Origin of the sequence: Aeromonas sp. R4-3 (assembly GCF_040908275.1) — a bacterium.
In the GTDB taxonomy this organism is placed as follows: domain Bacteria; phylum Pseudomonadota; class Gammaproteobacteria; order Enterobacterales; family Aeromonadaceae; genus Aeromonas; species Aeromonas rivipollensis.
In genome coordinates, this window is sequence record NZ_JBFODK010000055.1 from 93,782 (window position 1) to 111,859 (window position 18,078).

13 protein-coding genes and 1 pseudogene are annotated in these 18,078 nt (G+C 64.4%); 7 read left to right on the plus strand and 7 right to left on the minus strand.

What is annotated here, in order from left to right:
• Window positions 1-3: 3 nt before the first annotated feature.
• The 3 genes from mscK (at window position 4) to AB5Y91_RS16990 (ending at window position 5,170) form a co-directional block, all read left to right on the plus strand.
• Window positions 4-3,324 (plus strand): mechanosensitive channel MscK, encoded by a 3,321-nt coding sequence (mscK, locus tag AB5Y91_RS16980; RefSeq protein WP_262110941.1) that lies wholly within the window; start codon window positions 4-6, stop codon window positions 3,322-3,324.
• A gap of 129 nt (window positions 3,325-3,453) precedes the next feature.
• Complete coding sequence (locus AB5Y91_RS16985; RefSeq protein WP_368170334.1) at window positions 3,454-4,062, plus strand: LysE family translocator; 609 nt, start codon at window positions 3,454-3,456, stop codon at window positions 4,060-4,062.
• Between the two features lie 97 nt (window positions 4,063-4,159).
• A complete protein-coding gene (locus AB5Y91_RS16990; protein ID WP_368170335.1) occupies window positions 4,160-5,170 on the plus strand; it encodes a beta-propeller fold lactonase family protein in 1,011 nt (336 codons plus the stop codon).
• Window positions 5,171-5,242: 72 nt separating this feature from the next.
• Here the strand turns inward: AB5Y91_RS16990 and AB5Y91_RS16995 are convergent, their stop codons facing one another.
• The 3 genes from AB5Y91_RS16995 to AB5Y91_RS17005 form a co-directional block, all read right to left on the minus strand.
• Window positions 5,243-5,809: a YSC84-related protein gene (locus tag AB5Y91_RS16995; RefSeq protein ID WP_106886231.1), complete on the minus strand. Its 567-nt coding sequence runs from the start codon at window positions 5,807-5,809 to the stop codon at window positions 5,243-5,245.
• Window positions 5,810-6,059: 250 nt separating this feature from the next.
• The gene (locus tag AB5Y91_RS17000) at window positions 6,060-6,800 is read right to left on the minus strand and encodes a dienelactone hydrolase family protein (protein WP_368170336.1); all 741 of its coding nucleotides are present in this window, start codon (window positions 6,798-6,800) and stop codon (window positions 6,060-6,062) included.
• Window positions 6,801-7,222: 422 nt separating this feature from the next.
• Entirely contained in the window at window positions 7,223-8,461 is a 1,239-nt protein-coding gene (locus tag AB5Y91_RS17005; RefSeq protein WP_162520060.1) for a uracil-xanthine permease family protein, read from the minus strand.
• A 295-nt stretch (window positions 8,462-8,756) separates the two neighbouring features.
• Here AB5Y91_RS17005 and AB5Y91_RS17010 point away from each other — a divergent pair, with 295 nt between their 5' ends.
• Window positions 8,757-9,905: a Hint domain-containing homing endonuclease gene (locus AB5Y91_RS17010; protein ID WP_368170337.1), complete on the plus strand. Its 1,149-nt coding sequence runs from the start codon at window positions 8,757-8,759 to the stop codon at window positions 9,903-9,905.
• 103 nt (window positions 9,906-10,008) lie between these two features.
• Here the strand turns inward: AB5Y91_RS17010 and AB5Y91_RS17015 are convergent, their stop codons facing one another.
• Window positions 10,009-11,718 (minus strand): NAD-dependent malic enzyme, encoded by a 1,710-nt coding sequence (locus AB5Y91_RS17015; RefSeq protein ID WP_368170338.1) that lies wholly within the window; start codon window positions 11,716-11,718, stop codon window positions 10,009-10,011.
• Window positions 11,719-11,986: 268 nt separating this feature from the next.
• Here AB5Y91_RS17015 and mobA point away from each other — a divergent pair, with 268 nt between their 5' ends.
• The 3 genes and pseudogenes from mobA to AB5Y91_RS17030 all read left to right on the plus strand — a co-directional run bounded on the left by mobA (window position 11,987) and on the right by AB5Y91_RS17030 (window position 14,504).
• Window positions 11,987-12,616, plus strand: a complete 630-nt coding sequence (mobA, locus tag AB5Y91_RS17020; protein ID WP_368170339.1) for a molybdenum cofactor guanylyltransferase MobA — start codon at window positions 11,987-11,989, stop codon at window positions 12,614-12,616.
• Window positions 12,613-13,270: pseudogene (gene mobB, locus AB5Y91_RS17025) on the plus strand (molybdopterin-guanine dinucleotide biosynthesis protein B); the annotation flags it as partial. The gene mobA and the pseudogene mobB, both read left to right, overlap by 4 nt.
• Before the next feature lie 157 nt (window positions 13,271-13,427).
• On the plus strand, window positions 13,428-14,504 hold the full coding sequence (locus AB5Y91_RS17030; RefSeq protein ID WP_368170340.1) for an FUSC family protein: 1,077 nt from the start codon (window positions 13,428-13,430) through the stop codon (window positions 14,502-14,504).
• Between the two features lie 73 nt (window positions 14,505-14,577).
• Here AB5Y91_RS17030 and AB5Y91_RS17035 read toward each other — a convergent pair whose 3' ends face one another.
• From AB5Y91_RS17035 to AB5Y91_RS17045, 3 genes are all read right to left on the minus strand, one after another.
• On the minus strand, window positions 14,578-15,951 hold the full coding sequence (locus AB5Y91_RS17035; RefSeq protein WP_368170341.1) for an HD-GYP domain-containing protein: 1,374 nt from the start codon (window positions 15,949-15,951) through the stop codon (window positions 14,578-14,580).
• Between the two features lie 87 nt (window positions 15,952-16,038).
• Window positions 16,039-16,596 (minus strand): DUF3332 domain-containing protein, encoded by a 558-nt coding sequence (locus tag AB5Y91_RS17040; protein WP_368170342.1) that lies wholly within the window; start codon window positions 16,594-16,596, stop codon window positions 16,039-16,041.
• A 161-nt stretch (window positions 16,597-16,757) separates the two neighbouring features.
• A complete protein-coding gene (locus AB5Y91_RS17045) occupies window positions 16,758-18,053 on the minus strand; it encodes a methyl-accepting chemotaxis protein (protein ID WP_368170343.1) in 1,296 nt (431 codons plus the stop codon).
• Window positions 18,054-18,078 lie beyond the last annotated feature (25 nt).

Here is an 18,078-nt window from a genome sequence, read left to right on the forward strand (position 1 = left end):
TTTATGCCCTCAATACAGTTCAGAAGAGCCTCGGCCACCCTGTTGCCGCTGCTCTGTTTACTCATCAGCCTCTGCGCCCCCCAAGCCATGGCGCAGGATCTACCCCAGCGCGCCACGGTACAGCGGGCGCTCGATGCCCTCGGCAAGTCAGAGACCCTGACCGTCAGCCAGCAGGCGGATCAGAAGTTGCTGACCGATACCTTAGCCCTGCTCGACAGCATCGAGAAGGAGCAGGCCAAGGCCAAGGCGCTGACACAGCGGGTACGCTCCCTGCCCGGCGAAATGAAAGAGATAGGCGCCAAGATAGACTCCCTGGCCCAGGACAAGGGTCCCGAGCAGCTCAAGAGTGAATACGCCAGCATGAGCCTGGCGGAGCTGGAGAGCCGTCAGCCGGAAGTGCTGGCCAACATGCAGGATGCCCAGGAGGCCCTCGGCACCATAGGCAGCCAGATCACCAGCCTGCAAACCCTGCCGGAGCGGGCCCAGGCCAACATGAGCCGCGCCTATCAACGCAGCCAGGAGATCCGCACTCGCCTGAACTCCGGGGATGGCGTGAGCAGCGCCGAGAAGATGAAGCTCAATACCGAGCTGGCGTTGCTGGACCTGCAACTGGCCAACCTGCAAAAGGATCTGGACAACCGCACCAGCATGCAGGATCTGGCGGTCAAGCAGCGCGACTACCAGAGTGCGCGCCTCGCTCATGAGGAGCAAAAACTGCAGGCCCTGCAGGAGCAGAGCAGCGCCAAGCGCCTCGGCGACACCGAGAAGGCCGCCGAGCAGACCGGCGAGCTGGTCGCCACCCAGGACAACCCGCTGGTACAAAAAGAGCAGGAGATCAACCACCAGCTCAGCCAGCAGCTCATCAGCGCCACCACCAACCTCAACCTGCTCGCACAGAAAAACCTGCAGGCCAAGAGCTGGCTGGAGCGCGGTACCCAGACCGAGCGCAACCTGAACGAGCAGGTGCAGATGCTCAAGGGCAACCTGCTGCTCTCCCGCATCCTCTATCAGCTCTACCAGCAGCTGGAGGCCGCCCCCTCCACCCTGGTGAAGAACCTGGAAGAGCAGATAGCCGACCTGCACCTGGCCCAGTTTGAACTGAGCCAGCAACGGGATCAGCTGTTCCAGAAGGGCCAGTATCTGGACAACCTGATCGCCAACAGCAGGGAGACCGTCAGCGAAGAGGACAAGGCGAACCTGGTCAAGCTGATCGACACCCGCATCAGCCTGCTGGATCAGCTCAACCGCCAGATGGATGCCCAGCTCACCAACGCCATCAGCCTGCAGCTCACCCAGCAGCAGCTGACGCGCATCTATGCCTCCATCGAATTCACCCTGCAACAGCACATCTTCTGGGTCAGCAGCAACAAGCCCATCGATGGCAAGTGGTTCATCAACTGGCCGGGTCATGCCTACAAGCAGGTCTCCGACTGGGTGCTCAAGCCGGATTGGCAAGGCTGGGGCGACATGCTGCTGGCAGTCTCCCTGCTCGCCTTGCCGCTGCTGCTGGTGGGTGGCCTGCTGCTGTGGAAACGCCCGACCCTGGTCAAGCGCCAGCAGAAGATCGCCAAGGATCTCGGCCGCTTCCGCCAAGACAGCCAGTGGCACACCCCGCGCGCCCTGCTCTACACCGTATTGCAGCGCCTGCCGGGTACCCTCTTCATCCTGGCCGCCGGCCTGCTGCTGGCCTATTGCGGCCTGCTGAGCCCGCGCCTCATCTTCCAGATCACCCTGAACCTGGCACTGGGCTACCTGGTGTTCAGCGTCTACCTGTCGGTGATGCGCCCAGGCGGCATCGGCGAGAGCCACTTCCGCATCCCGCGGGACGAGCTGCAGGCCAAGCGTACCAGCATGCGCTACCTCTGGCTGCCCCTGCTGCCCCTCATCATGCTGTCGACCAAGGCGGTGGTGGAACCCTCATCGCTCGGCAATGACGTCATCGGCCAGGCGCTGACCATGCTGCTGCTGGGTCTGACCGCCTACCTGGTGCTGCCCATCTCCCGCGCCCGCATCAAGGGTGAGGCCAGCATGCTGCAGACCATGACGGCGGTCGCCCTGGCGCTGGCGCCTGTGGCCCTGATGGTGCTGGCGGCCCTCGGCTACTACTACACAGCCCTGAAGCTGACCGGTCGCCTGATCGAATCCTTCTACCTCATCATCATCTGGAGCCTGGTCTATCGCACCGCCCTGCGTGGTCTGGAGCTGGCGGCCCGCCGTCTGGCCTACCGCCGCGCCGTCGCCAAGCGCGAGCACAAGCCTTCGGAAGATGCGGAAGGGGGCGAGGCCATCGAAGAGCAGCCCATGGATCTGGAAGAGGTCAGCCAGCAGTCCCTGCGCCTGACCCGCATCATGCTGCTGCTGGTGTTCGGCGTCGCCTTCTACTGGCTCTGGTCCGATCTGGTCGCTGTCTTCACCTACCTCGACAGCGTGGTGCTGTGGCACAAGAGCGAGGGCACTGGTGCCAACGCCGTGCTCTATCCCATCAGCCTGAGCGACGTGCTGACCGGCCTCTTCCTGTTCGGGGCGGCCCTGTCGCTGGCCCGCAACCTGCCAGGCCTGCTGGAGGTGCTGGTGCTCTCCAAGCTGCGCCTCGCCCAGGGCACGGCCTACGCCTTCACCACCATGCTCAACTATGTGCTGATCGGGATGGGCTCGCTCACCGCGCTGGCCATGCTGGGGGTCCAGTGGGAGAAGCTGCAGTGGCTGGCCGCCGGTCTCTCGGTCGGTATCGGTTTTGGCATGCAGCAGATAGTCTCCAACTTCATCTCGGGCATCATCATACTGTTCGAGCGCCCGGTGCGGATCGGGGATACTGTGACCATCGGCACCATCTCGGGCACGGTCAACAAGATCCGCATCCGCTCGACCACCCTCACCGACTTCGACCGTAAAGAAGTGATTATCCCGAACCAGCAGCTGATGATAGAGCGACTGATCAACTGGTCCCTGTCCGATACCGTCACCCGGGTGATCGCCCGGGTCGGGGTGGCCTATGGTTCGGATCTGGAGCTGACCCGCAAGCTGTTGATGCAGGCCGCCACGGAGAACAGCCGGGTCTTGAAGGACCCTGCCCCCATCGTCTACTTCCTCACCTTCGGCCCCAGCACCCTGGATCACGAGCTGCGCTTCTTCGTGAGCGAGCTCGGGGATCGCAACCCGGCCATCGATGAGCTGAACCGCCGCATCGACGTACTGTTCCGTGAACACGGCATCGACATCGCGTTCAACCAGATGGACGTCCACATCAAGAACCGGCAAGGGGACGAGCAGAAGATAGAGTCCCGCCCGGCCCTGCCGCCGCCCAATGGTGGCAAGCCGGCCTGATGCCGACCTCCTGCCCCTGCAAACAGGCTCCATATTGGAGCCTGTTTTTTTACCCGGGCAGCCGGACTTGAAAGCGGGAGCAGGTCCCCAATATAGGGAAGACAACGGAATGTCACCCACGAGGATCTCATGGACTATCTCTACGCCGTGGTGCTCTTTGCCATCTCGGCATCTGTCACCCCGGGACCGAACAACATCATGGTGATGAGCGCCGGCGCCAACTTCGGGGTCAGGCGCAGCCTGCCGCTGCTCGTGGGGATCTGCGTCGGCTTCACCCTGATGCTGTTGCTGGTGGGGCTGGGTTTCGGCCAGCTGTTCACCCTCTTCCCCAGCCTGCACTTCGTCATCAAGTGTGTAGGCACCCTCTATCTGCTCTATCTCGCCTGGCTGATTGCCCGCTCCGCCGACGAGGTGACGGGAGACGCCTCTGCCCGCCCCCTGGGGTTCCTCAAGGGCGCCCTGTTCCAATGGGTCAATGCCAAGGCCTGGGTGGTCGCCACCGGCGCCATCGCCGCCTTCACCAGCGCGGGAGCCGACTTCCACCAGCAGAACCTGACCATAGCCCTGACCTTCTTCATCGTCTCTTTCCCCTGCGTCGGGCTCTGGCTGCTGTGTGGCACCCTGCTCAAACGCTGGCTGACCAATGCCCTCGCCCGCCGCCGGTTCAACCATGCCATGGCGGCCCTGCTGGCCCTCTCGGTGGTGCCCGTCATACAAGAGATCCTGAGCCGACCCTGACGCGGCGCCATGAGGCTGTGGATGGCGGGCGCCATCCATGGGACCATGGCCTCTCTTCCTGCCCCTCGCGGGGCACTCTTTTTCTCTGGAGCGTGCAATGGAACAAGTGGTGTATGTGGCCAACCCGGTGAGCGGGTTGATCCATGTGTTTCGACTGGAAGAAGACGAGCTGGCCCCGCTGCAGCAAGTCCAGACCGGCGGCGAGGTGCAGCCCCTGGTCATCAGCCCGGACAAGGCCTGGCTCTATGCGGGGGTACGCCCCGACTTTCGGGTGCTGAGCTACCCCATAGCCGCGGATGGCCTGCTCGGAGCGCCCAGCTCGGCGCCGCTCGATGGCAGCGCCTCCCACAGCTGCACCGATGGGGCCGGGCGCCTCTTCTTTGCCGCCTCCTACGCCTTCGACCATGTCAGCGTCTCGCCCATGGACGACGCTGGCCGGGTGCTGGCCCCCCACCAGCGCATCGACCGGCTGATGGCTGCCCATTCGGTGACCCTGTTGACAACGGAACAGGGCGAGCAGGAGCTGCTGGTGGCTTGCCTCAAGGAGGATGTCATTCGCCGCTTCACCCTGGGAGAGGATGGTCAGCTGAGCCCCCATCCCCTGGGTGACATCCACACCGCCCCCGGCGCCGGGCCCCGCCATCTGGCGCTGCACCCCACCAACGGCGATCTCTATTGTCTGAACGAGCTCGACAGCACCCTCAACCGCTACCACAGGGAGGCGGATGGTCGCATCGGTGCGCGGGAGAGCCTGGATATGCTGCCCGAGGGTTATCAGGGAGAGCGCTGGGGGGCCGACATCCACCTGACCCCGGATGGGCGTTTTCTCTACACCAGCGAGCGGGCCAGCAGCCTGCTCAGCCTGTTCGGGGTCGACGAGGAGGACGGCGCCCTGACCCTGCTGGGCCACTTCCCGACCGAATCCTGCCCCCGTGGTTTTGCCATCGACCACAGCGGCCACTATCTGATCGCCACAGGGCAGAAGTCCCACAGCCTGGCTGTGCACCGCATCGCGGCGCAGACGGGGGAGCTCAGCCTCTCATCCCGCCAACATGTAGGGGAAGGGGCCATGTGGGTGAGGGTGCTGGCGCTGGACAAGCCCGCCTAGGGAGGTTCAAGGCCGCAGAAATGCGCGCGGCGCTCTGATGAGCGCCGCGCAGTGGCCATTAATGTCTGGGCGTTATTTGGTGCCGTTGAGATCGTCATCCGGCCAGTATTTGTAGCCCTGCATGGTGGCCTGCACCGCCACCCCCTTCTCGGTGAGCTGGTACATCTTCACCTTCTGGAAGTCGGCATTGGCCGCCTCGCTGACCACCACCTTGCCATCGTCCGCCGACTTGGCGGCCAGATCCGCCTGGGCGCTGGCATCGAAGCCTGTGGTGATGAATCTGTCCAGGGCGGCGGCATCGTTGAAGATGATCACGGCCTGGAATTTCTTGATCCCCATGCCGATCCCCATGCCGGCGGTCGCCATCTTCATGTAGGTGTCGCGACCGGTGCGGTTGTCACGAAGCACCCCATAGCCACTGCCGGCGCTCAGTACCAGCAGGTTGTTGTTCACATTGGTGAAGACGGCATAACCCTTGGATCTTGCCACCTCCTGTCTGGTGCCCGCATCCTGACCATACAGGGTGGAGAGGGTCTGCTGGCGCATCTGTTGAATGTGGTTGCGTTGCTCGGCGGGGGTATCCCCCTTGGCACAACCAACCAGCAGCAGAACGGCCAGAATATGAGTCCATAGACGCATGTCATTACTCCTTCGTGTCTCGTGTGCGGGGGCTGAGGGGGCCTCCCGCGCCAGAATCGGGTCAGAGGCCATCCCTGCGACCCGTTATCAGCATTCACCGTCCGGTGCCCCGGGGGCGCTGGCCAGATACAAGTACCTCATCGAGTCAGTATAACCAGCGCCACTGAACTTCTGCTGACCCGGCAAGCAGTGGTGCCCAGCCACGCGGGGCTATTGGTGGCATGATCCCGCTTCACCGCCTAAGGCTGCCCTAGCCCTTGGTCACCTCACCGAGAAACTCGGTGAAGCGTTGCCAGGACTTGGCATCGGCGTCGGCGCGGTAATTGTCCGAGCCAAAGACGCTGAAGGCATGGGGCGCACCACCGTAGCTGATCGCCTCATGCCGGATGCCCGCGCTCTCCAGCTCGGTGATGAGGGCCGCGAACTGGCCAAGCGACACCGCCTGATCCGCACTGCCATGCTGGATCAGCAGGCTGGCCCTGGTCTGCTCGTAGTTCTGACCGGCCGGGGTCTCCAGCCCCCCGTGGACGCTGACGATCCCCTTGAGGCTAGCGCCGCTGCGGGCCAGCTCCAGCACGGCGGCGCCGCCAAAGCAGTAGCCCATCGCCACCGCATTGTCGAGCCGGCCGCCCTGCCTGCCTGCCTCGGCGAGCCCTGCCTGCAACAGCTTGCGCATCCTGGCCCTGTCCTGATAAAGCGCCCCGGTGAGCTTCTTCCTCTCTTCCACGGCGGTCGGTCTGATGCCTGCCCCGAACAAGTCCACCGCAAACACGCTGTACCCGAGCGCCACCAGCATCTCGGCCCGCTTGACCTCGTAATCCGTCAACCCGTCCCAGTCGTGAACCAGCACCACCAGGGGCGCCTGCTTGTCGGCAGCGGCCAGGTAATATCCCTCGAAGGGCTGACCGTCGACCTGGTAGCGCACAGCACCGGCCTGGGCCGCGCCCCCCCAGATAAGCCCAAGCAGGGCCAGGATCCATCTCGTCTTCATGTTCGTCTCCTTGACTGTGAACAACGCCACTGATTGTAGTCGCCGGGCCGAACCCCGAGGGATCAAGGCTCTCCCGGCCGGGCGCTACAAAAGCAGGAGGCCACCCTGGGGTGGCCTCCTGTCATCGCTGCAGCTGAGGGGCGTCGCTCAGCACGCTTAGTCCTTGGCCAACTCCATGGCACCCTCTTCGCAGTGCCGGGGCAGGATGAGGTTGCGCCGGGAAAGAGAGAGGCCACCCTGGGGTGGCCTCTTGTCATCGCTGCGGCTGAGGGATCGTCGCTCAGTGCGCTCAGTCCTTGGCCGACTCCATGGCCACCTCTTCGCAGTGCCGGGGCAGGATGAGGTTGCGCCGGGAAAGAGAGAGGCCACCCAAGGGTGGCCTCCTGTCATCGCTGCGGCTGAGGGGTCGTCGCTCAGTGCGCTTAGTCCTTGGCCGACTCCATGGCACCCTCTTCGGAGTGCTGGGGCAGGATGAGGTTGAGCAGAATAGCGGCCACCGAGGCCAGGCCGACACCGGCCAGGGCGAAGTCACCTATCTTCATCTCCAGCGCGCCGACACCGACCGTCAGGGTCACGGCGACTATGGCGATGTTGCGGGCCAGCCCCAGATCCACCTTGGACTCCACCAGGGTCTTGAGACCGATGGCGGCGATGGATCCGAACAACAGCAGCATGATGCCGCCCATCACCGGCATGGGGATGGAGGTGAGCAGGGCGTTGAACTTGCCGAAGAAGGCCAGAATGATGGCGAACACGGCGGCCCAGGTCATGGTGACCGGGTTGAAGTTGCGGGTGATCATCACGGCACCTGTCACTTCCGCATAGGTGGTGACGGGGGGGCCACCGATGAAACCGGCGAAGCAGACGCCGATGCCGTCACCGGCCAGGGTGCGGTGCAGGCCAGGATCCTTGGTGTAGTCCTTGCCGGTCACACCGCCGATGGCCAGCACGCCACCTATGTGCTCTATGCAGGGGGCTATGGCCACCGGCAGCATGAAGAGCGCTGCGGCCCAGTTGATCTCCGGGGTCTCGAAGTGGGGCAGCGCCAGCCAGGGGGCGTTGACCATGCCATCGAAACTCACCTGACCCATCAGCACGGCGGCCACATAACCGGCGATGACGCCGGAGAGGATGGGAATGAGCTTGATCCAGCCCTTGCAGAACACGGCCGCGATCAGGGTCACCGCCAGGGAGATCCCCGCCAGGGTCAGCGCGGTGGCAGGCGCCACCACCTGCTCGGCCCCGGCACGGCCCATGGCCATGTTGCAGGCCACCTGGGCCACCGACAGGCCAATCACCATGATCACCGGGCCAATCACCACGGGCGGCAGCAGCTTGTGCACGAAACCCATGCCGCGCACGCGAATGAGTGCCGCCAGGATGAAGTACATGAAGCCGGCGGCAAACAGGCCGAACATGGTGGAGGGCAGGCCCCAGGTCTGGGTGGCATAGATGATGGGGGCGATGAAGGCGAAGCTGGAGCCGAGGAAGATCGGGACCTGGCGACGGGTGCAGAGCTGGAACAGCAGGGTGCCTACACCGGCGCCAAGCAGGGCCATGGAGGGGTTCAATCCGGTGAGCAGGGGCACCAGAACCATGGCACCAAAGGCAACAAACAGAATTTGCAGCCCGGCGACGCTTTGCTTGACCAAGGAAAACATGGGTATCCTTAATTTTTTGATAACTGACAGGGATAATTGACACTTTTCAGTCATCACAAGACTTTTTCAAGGCATTAGATGCGCCATTCGGCGTCATTCGTTACCTTTCACTGCTTGGGGAGGGCATGAAACTGGCTTTTTAGGCGGGATTCGTTGCTACAAGCATCGAGTATGCGATTTTACGCACTTTTGTGGCCGACGCCAATCGTTTTTCTGGCGAGATAGCATGGCAAGGGTTTCAGCGGGCTGCCCTCTATACTTGACTGCGTGAATCCAGCCAGACAAGGAGCTCCCCATGTCACTGCCCTCGTTCAAACCCAGCCAGCGCCGACTGCTGGTGGGATCGGCCATCGCCCTGGCCCTGTTTGCCACCCCCTTCAGCTATGACTTCGACCATCACCAATGGCAGCCGAACCAGGCCCATGCCAAGTCCTGCTTCGTCGCCGGCACCCGCATCCTGATGGCCGACGGCAGCGAGCGCCTCATCGAAACGCTGCAGGCCGGTGAACAGGTGCTGGATCAGCATGGCCAGATCAACCGGATCCTGGCGGTCGAGCGCGTCATCCTGGGCAACCGGAGACTCTACGGGCTCAATCGTCTGCCCCCCTTCTTTACCGCCGAGCACCCCTTCTTGAGTACCCGCGGCTGGGTGGCCATCTCGCCCGCCATGACCCGTGCCGAGCAGCCCACCCTGGCGGTGCAGCCGCTCTTTACCGGCATGCGCATCCTGTGCGGACCGGCATCTGTCGCGCTCAGTGGCAATCTGGCGCTGGCGGCCCAGCCCGCCGAGCTGCTGGTCGAGTCTCTCTACTGGGTCGACAGCCCGCCCACGACGGCGCTGTTCAACCTCATTCTGGATGGCAGCCACAGCTATATAGCCAACTCGCTGATCGTTCACAACAAAGGGGGTGACGGCGGAAGCGGCGGCAATAGTGGCAGCGGAGGCGGCAATAGCGGTGGTGGCGGCAGCAACAGTGGCAGCGGGGGTGGCGGCCACAGTGGCGGGGACAATAGTAGCAATTCTGGAAACAATAGCGGCGGGGGCGGCAATAGTAGCCAAAACGGAAACAATGGTGGTGACGACAGTGGTCACGGCGGCGATGACCATGGCCAGGGTGAGCATGCCGGCGGCGATCGCCACGGCGGTGGCGACAAGCATGCTGGCGGCGATCGCCACGGCGGTGGCGACAAGCATGCTGGCGGGGAGCGTCATGCCGGTGGCCGGGTGGATGACAATGGTGTCGATGCCAATGGCAACAAGCTAAGAGGTGACGGCAGCATAGATGACAACGGCGTGGATGCCGTCGACGCCAATGGCAACAAGCTAAGAGGTGACGGCAGCGTAGATGACAACGGCGTGGACGCCGTCGACGCCAATGGCAACAAGCTCAGAGGTGACGGCAGCGTCGATGACAGCCTGCTGCCACCGCCCACTCAGCCCTGAGTGGCGAGCGGCCCGCGCCGGCGTAGCCGGGTCAACAAGAAGAGGGTGGCCAGGGCCACCCTCTTTCATTTTATCCGCGCGGCCATCAGGCCCGGCGCTCTCCTCAGACCCTGCGGTAGGGCAGATAGACGGGCTCCCACATGTGGCTCAGGATGTGCTGCTGCAGATCCTGGCCAATCAGCGGGTGGGAGGGATCGCGGCGCACTATGTCCTTGAGCACCGCTGTCGCCACGTGCACCGAGATGCTGCGCAGCTCGCTGATCCGCGGGTAGACGGTGCCCCGGGCCAGATCCGCCTCATCCACGCACTCCGCCAGCGCGAAGGCGGCTGTGGTGAAGATCTCCGGGCTTATCTCGCGGATCTGGCTGACGATGGCGGCCAGCCCCACCCCCGGGAAGATGAAGACGTTGTTGCCCTGCCCGATTCTGAACGTCTGGCCCTCATGGTGCACGTCCTTGAACGGGCTGCCGGTGGCGACGATGGCACGGCCCTGGCTCCAGCGGAAGATGTCCTCTGGCAGCGCCTCGCAGTTGGCGGTGGGGTTGGAGAGGGGGAACACCATGGGGCGCTCGCAGTGGGCCAGCATCAGCTGGATATGCTCCTCCTGGAAGGCGCCACCGGCGCCGCTGGTGCCGAGCAGCACGCTGATGGGCACGTGGCGCAGCACCTCGGTCAGCCCCGCCTTGCCCTGCAGATCCCACTGGGCCAGCAGCAGGCCCGGCTTGGCGTAGCGGCGCTTGTATTCATCCAGCCCCTCGCGGTTGTCGCACACCAGCCCCTGGGTATCCAGGATGTAGATGCGATCCCGGGCCGCCTGCGGGTCCAGCCCCTCGCGGATCATCCCGGCGCAGATCTGATCCGCCACCCCGACCCCGCCGGCCCCGGCCCCATAGACCAGGTAGTGCTGCTGGCCCAGGGTCTCGCCCTTGGACTTGACCGCCCCTATGATGCCCGCCAGCACCACGGCCCCTGTGCCCTGGATGTCATCGTTGAAGGACGGCAGCGTCTGCTGGTAGCGGGAGAGGTTGTTGAAGGCGTTGGACTTGCTGAAGTCCTCCCACTGCAAGACGGCGTTGGGGAAGTGGCGCTTGACCCCGGCCACGAACTTGTCGATGAAGTCGTCGTACTCCTTGCCGCGGATGCGTTTGTGGGGCTGACCCAGGTACATGGGGTCATCCAGCAGCGCCTGGTTGTCGGTGCCCACGTCCAGCGCTATGGGCAGACAGCAGGCGGGATGGATCCCGGCTCCCAGGGTATAGAGGGAGAGCTTGCCGATGGGGATGCCCATGCCCCCCACCCCCTGATCGCCGATGCCGAGGATCCCCTGGCTGTCGGTGACCACTATGATGCGCACCGCCTTGGCGTCCATGTGGCGGGCGAGGGAGCCCATGTCATCGACGTTCTTCGGGGTGATGTAGAGGCCGCGCGGCTTCTGGAAGCGGTGGCTGAACTCCTGACAGGCCTTGCCCACGGTCGGGGTATAGATGTAGGGGGTCATCTCCTCCACGTGGCGCGACAGCAGGGCGTAGAACAGGGTCTCGTTGCGATCCTGCAGGGCCCTCAGGTTCTGGTACTTCTCGATGTCGCTGCAGGCACTCAGGAAGCCCTGATAGACCCGCTCCAGCTGGGCCTCGAAGGTCTGCACCTGGGGCGGCAAGAGGCCGTCGAGCTCGAAGTCGGCCCGCTCCTGTTCGGTGAAGGCGGTGCCCTTGTTGAGATTGCGATCGTTGAGCAGATCGGTGCCTGTCAGTGCAACGGGGCGAAAGTCCTCTCCCTGTGCGTCTTTCCACAGCAGATATTGTCCGGTAGCCATAGTCATTCTCTTTGATTTACATGATGTTGCCATTAGGCAGGAGAGCAAGACTCAGATTACAGGGGATCATATGACGTTTGGGGATTCGGTTTTGTGAGCTTGGGCATACCCTGCGGCCAAAGCCCCCTCTCCTGCCGGGCTCATGGCCGCCGGGCTTGCCCCGGCGGGGCGCTTGGCGCAAGATCGGCAGACATTCGATGCCGCCAGCGCCCTTGCTAGAGCAGACGCTGAACAGGCGGCATATCACCTCACAGACCCCTGGAGCCCCATGAGCCGCAGCGACCTCCCCTTCCCCGTCTCCGCCGTGATCCTGGCCGGCGGCCGTGCCACCCGCATGGGGGGCGACGACAAGGGCTGGGTGCCCCTGGCGGGCAAGCCCCTGATAGTCCACGTGCTCGAGCGCCTTCGCCCCCAGGTGGACGAGGTGCTGATCAACGCCAACCGCAGCGAGGAGCGCTACCGGGCGCTGGCCCCCGTCATCGGCGATGCGCAGGCCGACTTTCAGGGGCCGCTGGCGGGCATGCAGGCTGGCCTTGCCGCCGCCCGCCACGACTGGGTGCTGTTCGTGCCCTGTGACGGCCCCGCCCTGCCACGGGATCTGATGGCACGCTTTCGCGCCGCCATGACGCCGCAGAGCGAGCTGGTGGTGGCCCACGACGGCCAGCACCTGCAACCCGTGGTCGCCCTGCTCCATCGCGCCCTGCTGCCCTCATTGCAACTGGCCCTGGCAGAGGGAGAGCGCAAGACCGGGGCCTGGTTTGCCCGCCACCGGATGACGGTGGTGCCCTTTGCCGATGCGCCTGATGCCTTCGTCAATCTCAACAGCCCGGCCGAGCTCGCCGCCTACGAGGCCAGCCTGTCACATCCCGAGCCGCTGGCGGGGGGCCTGCGACCATGAGCGCCCCAGGGCCCCTGCTTGGCTTCGTCGCCTGGAGCGGCACCGGCAAGACCACCTTGCTGGAGCGCCTCATCCCCCTGCTCGGCCAGCGCGGCCTGCGGCTCGGGGTGCTCAAGCATACCCATCACCACTTCGACATGGACAAGCCGGGCAAGGACAGCCATCGCCTGCGCCAGGCCGGTGCCCGCCAGGTGATGGCGGCCTCCTCCCTGCGCCACGCCCTGATCTGCGAGACCCCGGAGCAAGAGCCCTCCCTGGAGGCACTGCTGGCCCGCTTCGACTGGGAGCGGCTCGATCTGCTGCTGGTCGAGGGGTTCAAGCATCACCATTTTCCCAAGATAGAGCTCCATCGCCGCGCCCTCGGGAGGCCCCTGCTGTTCCCAGGCGACCCGGACATAGTGGCGCTCATCAGCGATGAGCCCGAGGCCACCACCCTGCCCCAGTTTCGTTTCGAGGCCCTGGATGCCATCGCCGACTTCATCTGCGCCCGGCTGCCCCGGGATGCAAGCAATCAGCCCACTTTGTCGCCGCCGCTGCGCCTGCTCGCCCTGGCCCTGGAGGCCATTGCCAATCCGGCGGGGGAGGCTTGCCTGCCCGGCCACCTCAGCCAGGATGCCAGCGGCTGCTTGCAGGTGCGCCCGGCAAGTGCTTTCATGCCCTCTGCCCTGCCCTTGGCCAACTGCGTGATCGAATGCCCCGCCCGATCGGCCATCATCCCAGGTGAGCGGGTCCGGATCCGCCTCTTGCCCTGATGGCGAGCGTCAGCCGGCACGGCAACACGAGAAGATCAACCTGACATGAGACGACTCCCTTGCGCCTGAACACGCCGCTCTCCCGCTTCGATCTGCTGATCTATGGTCGCTACCGCCTGGTCCACGGCCTGCGCATCGCCCTGGCCTTCACCCTCACCTTCCTGCTGACCCGGGAGCTCAAGCTGCCGGAGAGCACCTGGCCCCTCATCACGCTAGTGGTGGTGATGGGCCCCATCTCGTTCTGGGGCAACGTGCTCTCCCGGGCGCTGCAACGGGTGGTCGGCACCATCTTCGGCGCCGCCTGCGGTGTGGTGGCCCTCTATCTGGAGCTCTACTCCCTGCCGCTGATGCTGGTCTGGTGCTGCGCCATCATGTTCCTGTGCGGCTACCTGGCGCTCGGCAAGCGCCCCTATGTGGGGCTGCTCATCGGCATCACCCTGGGGGTCATAGTCGGCGGGGTGCCGGGGGACATAGAGACGGCGCTCTGGCGCAGCGGCGACGTCATCCTGGGTTCCATGCTGGCCCTGCTGTTTTGCAGCATCTACCCCCAGCGGGCCTACACCCACTGGCGGCTGCAGATGCACGACAGCCTGCAGCAGGCCGGGCGTCTCTATCACACCCACCTCTCCCCCAATATCCTTGAGCGCCCCAGGCTGGCCCAAAGCCACGCCCGCCTGCTCACCAAGATAGTCAGCCTGCGCCCCCTGCTGGCACCCGCCGTCAAGGAGACCCGCCTCAACAGCACCCTGTTCGAGGCCGTCCAGACCACGATGCGCAACACCTTCTGCACCCTGGAGATGCTGGCCAACACCTACTGGCGCGATCGCCAGAGCCACTTCCTGATGCAGAGCCACCCCGGGCTGCGCGCCTGCCAGCAGGCCACCGAGGCGGTGATCATCCAGCTCGCCCTCATGCTCAAGAGCGGTGACAGCAGCGCCGCCGAGCAGGCCATAGCCAGATTGCAGGCGGCCGCCGCAGAGGTGCAGGCCGAGGTGCGCCCGGGGGCCGATGACGAGGCCACCATCAGCGGCTACCTCTGGCTCAACCTGCAGCTCACCGAGCAGATAGCCCACCTCCACCGCCTGCTGGGGCTGGTGATGAACCCGCCCCGCAGCCAGGGCAACAAGCCGAGCTAACAAAACGCCCCGCAATGCGGGGCGTTCCTGTCTTTGGTCTCCGGCCACCCGGGCCAAGACGACGCCGTCGGCCTTAACCGGCCTGCGCCAAGAGCTGCTCGGGGCTGAGGTAGAGGGAGAAGTCCCGGATCCCCGCCTGAAGGGCGGCGAAACAGTCGGGATCGATGGCGCTGCCCAGATGCTCGGCCATCATCTCCAGCGCCTGGGGCACGGGGATGGCGTCGCGATAGGGGCGCTTGGCGGTGATGGCGTCGAAGATGTCGGCGGTGGTGATGATGCGTGTCTCCAGAGCAATCTCTGCGCCGCTGAGCCCCCTCGGATAGCCCTTGCCATCGAGCCGTTCATGATGGGCCCCGGCCACCTGGGCCAGCTCCCTGAACGCCCCTATGCGACCCAGGATCTCCTCGGTATAGGCGGCATGCATCTGCACCGCGGCCCACTCCTGCGCATCTAGCTTGCCCGGCTTGTCGAGGATGGCGTTGCTCACCCCAAGCTTGCCCACATCGTGGAGCAGGGCACCCCGCTTGAGCCAGCGCCGTCTCGATTCAGGCAGCCCCATCTGGGCGGCAAGAATGTCGGTATAGAGCGCCACCCTGCCGCTGTGGCCCGCGGTATAGGGGCTCTTGGAGTCCACCACCTGACCGAAGGCCGCGGCTATCTCGTCCAGATAATCTTCATCGAGCGCCACCTCCCCCTGCCCGGCCGGGTGGTCGAAGACCCACTCGGTCAGCCTGGGGTCCACCAGCCCTTGCCAGAAATCCTCGTCCGCCAGCGCTTCAAACTCGCCGACCAGGGCGGGATCAAACCAGCTGCCGCTGCGCTCGCGCAGCTCCCTCAGCGCCGCATCCGGGCCTGCGGCGGCGTGAAACACATCCACCACCTGACAGAGCAGGGCAATGCGGGAGAAGAGGGGGATAGCCTCCCCCGCCAGTTGCAGCGGTCGCCCCTTGCCATTCCAGTGTTCATCGAGGGAGAGGATGCCGTTGGCCACCTCGTCACCGAAGCGCAGCTGGCGAGCTATGTCCGCCCCCCGGTGACAGCGGGTCTGGATCAGCTCGTTGGCTATCTGATCGCCGTTGCGAAAGATGTGGAACAGGCTGCGAAAACGACCGAGCAGATCCGCCTGCAAGCCGGTGTGACCCAGCACGAAGTTGACCACCTCGGAGAGGGAGCCATCCACCAGCTTGAAGTCGCGCTTGAAGTGAAGATCGTCGGTGAGATAGAGCTCGCAGATGCGGGCGGCATTGCTGCTGCACCCCAGATCTTTAAGCAGAAGGGTGTAATAGAGGTCATGGCGCTGCCGGGCATCCAGTCCCAGCCGCTCCCCCAGACGGGCACCTATCCAGCAACAGCGGATGCAGTGCCCCCGTGGTTGACCCTCAGTCATGTCCAGGGCATGGCTGAGGGAACCAATCAATTCAGCCAACCGCAATCCGGTCACCGTCATAGCCTACTCCCTTAGACATAATGGCGATCTTGCCAGCCGCTTGTTTATACCCTTTTCAGAGAAAAAAAGATCAGCTTTCTGAAGAGGTTAAACCGCCACCTTGCCTGCGTTTGCCCTCTCGTCCAGCTGCTTGCGGGTCAGGGTCGAGACCAGCTTGTCATCCAGATAGATGTCCAGCAGCTCGCCGCGCATCTCCCCGCGCATCATGTCGCGATGACCGTCGATGTAGTGGATCTCCATCTGGGCCGTGCGCTCGTCCGGGTAGCTCACCTTCACCTCGCGCACCCCTTGTGGCAGCATGGCGAGCGGCACCTTGTTGAGGGCCGGATCCAGATGCTGGTTGACCTTGATCACCGCATCGGCCTTGTGATCCACCAGGGCCGGCGACTTGCCGGTGATGGGGTTCTTGCCCGACCAGAATTCGATGGTGTTGAACACGAACAGATCCGCCGTCGCCGCCAGGCCATAGACGGGGGAGAGCAGCACGAAGACACCGGCACGGCCGTAGCGATTGTCCACCACGCTGAGGTTGCCTTTGGTCACCATGGAGGAGAGGCCCATCTGCCCCATGCAACCGCTGAGCCCCATGCTCGCTACCGTCCCCAGCAGCAGGGCCAGGGCCCTGCCTTTGTGTCGTACTGCCATTGTTTTCTACCCGCTCAATGAAAAATGAGGCGGCAGCCTAAACAAGGCGGCGAATCGCCACAATTCACAAGGCCGGGGTCATACAGCCAGGGTTCAGCTTGGGGGCTCGTTCGCTCACTCTTTTGGCGATCTCGTCAGAGGGTGTCGCCAGAGCAGGGAGGTCAGATGGAGAGTGCCGAGACCGTCTGCGAGACCCGGCTCGCCTCCTGGTGGATGTCGCTCATCAGCTTGTCCACCTCGGCTATCTGCTGCTTGCCGAGTTCGGCGCTGCCCGCCACCCCGGCCATGTCGTCAGTCACCCTGGCGGTCAGCTCGCGGTTCTTCTGCACCACCTTGGCTATCTCGGCGGTGGAAAGAGAGGTGCGGGCCGCCAGCTGGCGTACCTCGTCGGCCACCACGGCAAAGCCCCGTCCCTGCTCCCCCGCCCGCGCCGCCTCTATGGCCGCATTGAGGGCCAGCAGGTTGGTCTGATCGGCGATGGCGCTGATGGTGGAGACGATGGCCTCTATGCTCCTGGACTGCTCGTTGAGCTGACCGATGAGGGCGATGGCCTGATCCACCTGGGCGGCGATCAGGGAAGAGGTATCGACCACGGCGCGCAGCCGCTCGGCACCGGCCTCGGCGCTGCTCAAGGTCTCCTGCGCCGTGCAGTGGGCGAGGCGGGCCGCTTCCCGGGTGGCGTGGTTCTGCTCGATGCGGGCCGTGATGTCGCTGGCGAACTTGACGACCTTCACCACCTTGCCGCTCTGATCGCGAATAGGGTTGTAGCTGGCCTCCAGCCAGACGGCCTCCCCCCGGCTGTTGTGGCGCATGAAGAGGCCGGACTTGAACTGGCCACGGGCCAGCTCCTCCCAGAATTTGGGCTGCTCGCGCAGGAAGGCCTCGTCACAGAAGATCCTGTGATGTTTGCCCGCAATCTCGTTCAGACGATAGCCCATGGCATCGAGGAAGTTAGCGTTGGCGCTGATGATCTCGCCGCTCGGGGTGAACTCTATCATGGCCCGGGAGCGGTCCAGCGCCTGGGAGAGCGCCTCTAGGTGTTGCAGCCGCTGATGCCTGGCCGTCACGTCGCTGGCCAGCTTCACCACCCGGGTCACCCTGCCCTGGGTCTTCACCGGGAAATAGCTCGCCTCCAGCCAGCGGGTCTCGCCCTTCTGGTTGACCCGCTCGAAGATGCCAGACTGGGGCTGACCCTGCCGCAGGCGGCTCCAGAACTGCTGATAGTCGGTGGAGCCGGTCCAGCCCTTAGGGCAGAGTAGGCTGTGGTGACGCCCAAGCAGCTCGCCAGCGCCATATCCCATCAGGCTCAGGAAGGGGTCGCTGACCTCCAGGATCTCCCCGTCCGGACTGAAGATGATGGTCGCGGCACCGCCCTTGATCCCCTGGGCGAAGCCCTGCTCTTCATCGAGCCGGGCCTGACAGGCCTGCAACTGCGCCTTGAGTTTGTGATTGAACATGACACTCCTACCTCGTTGACGATCC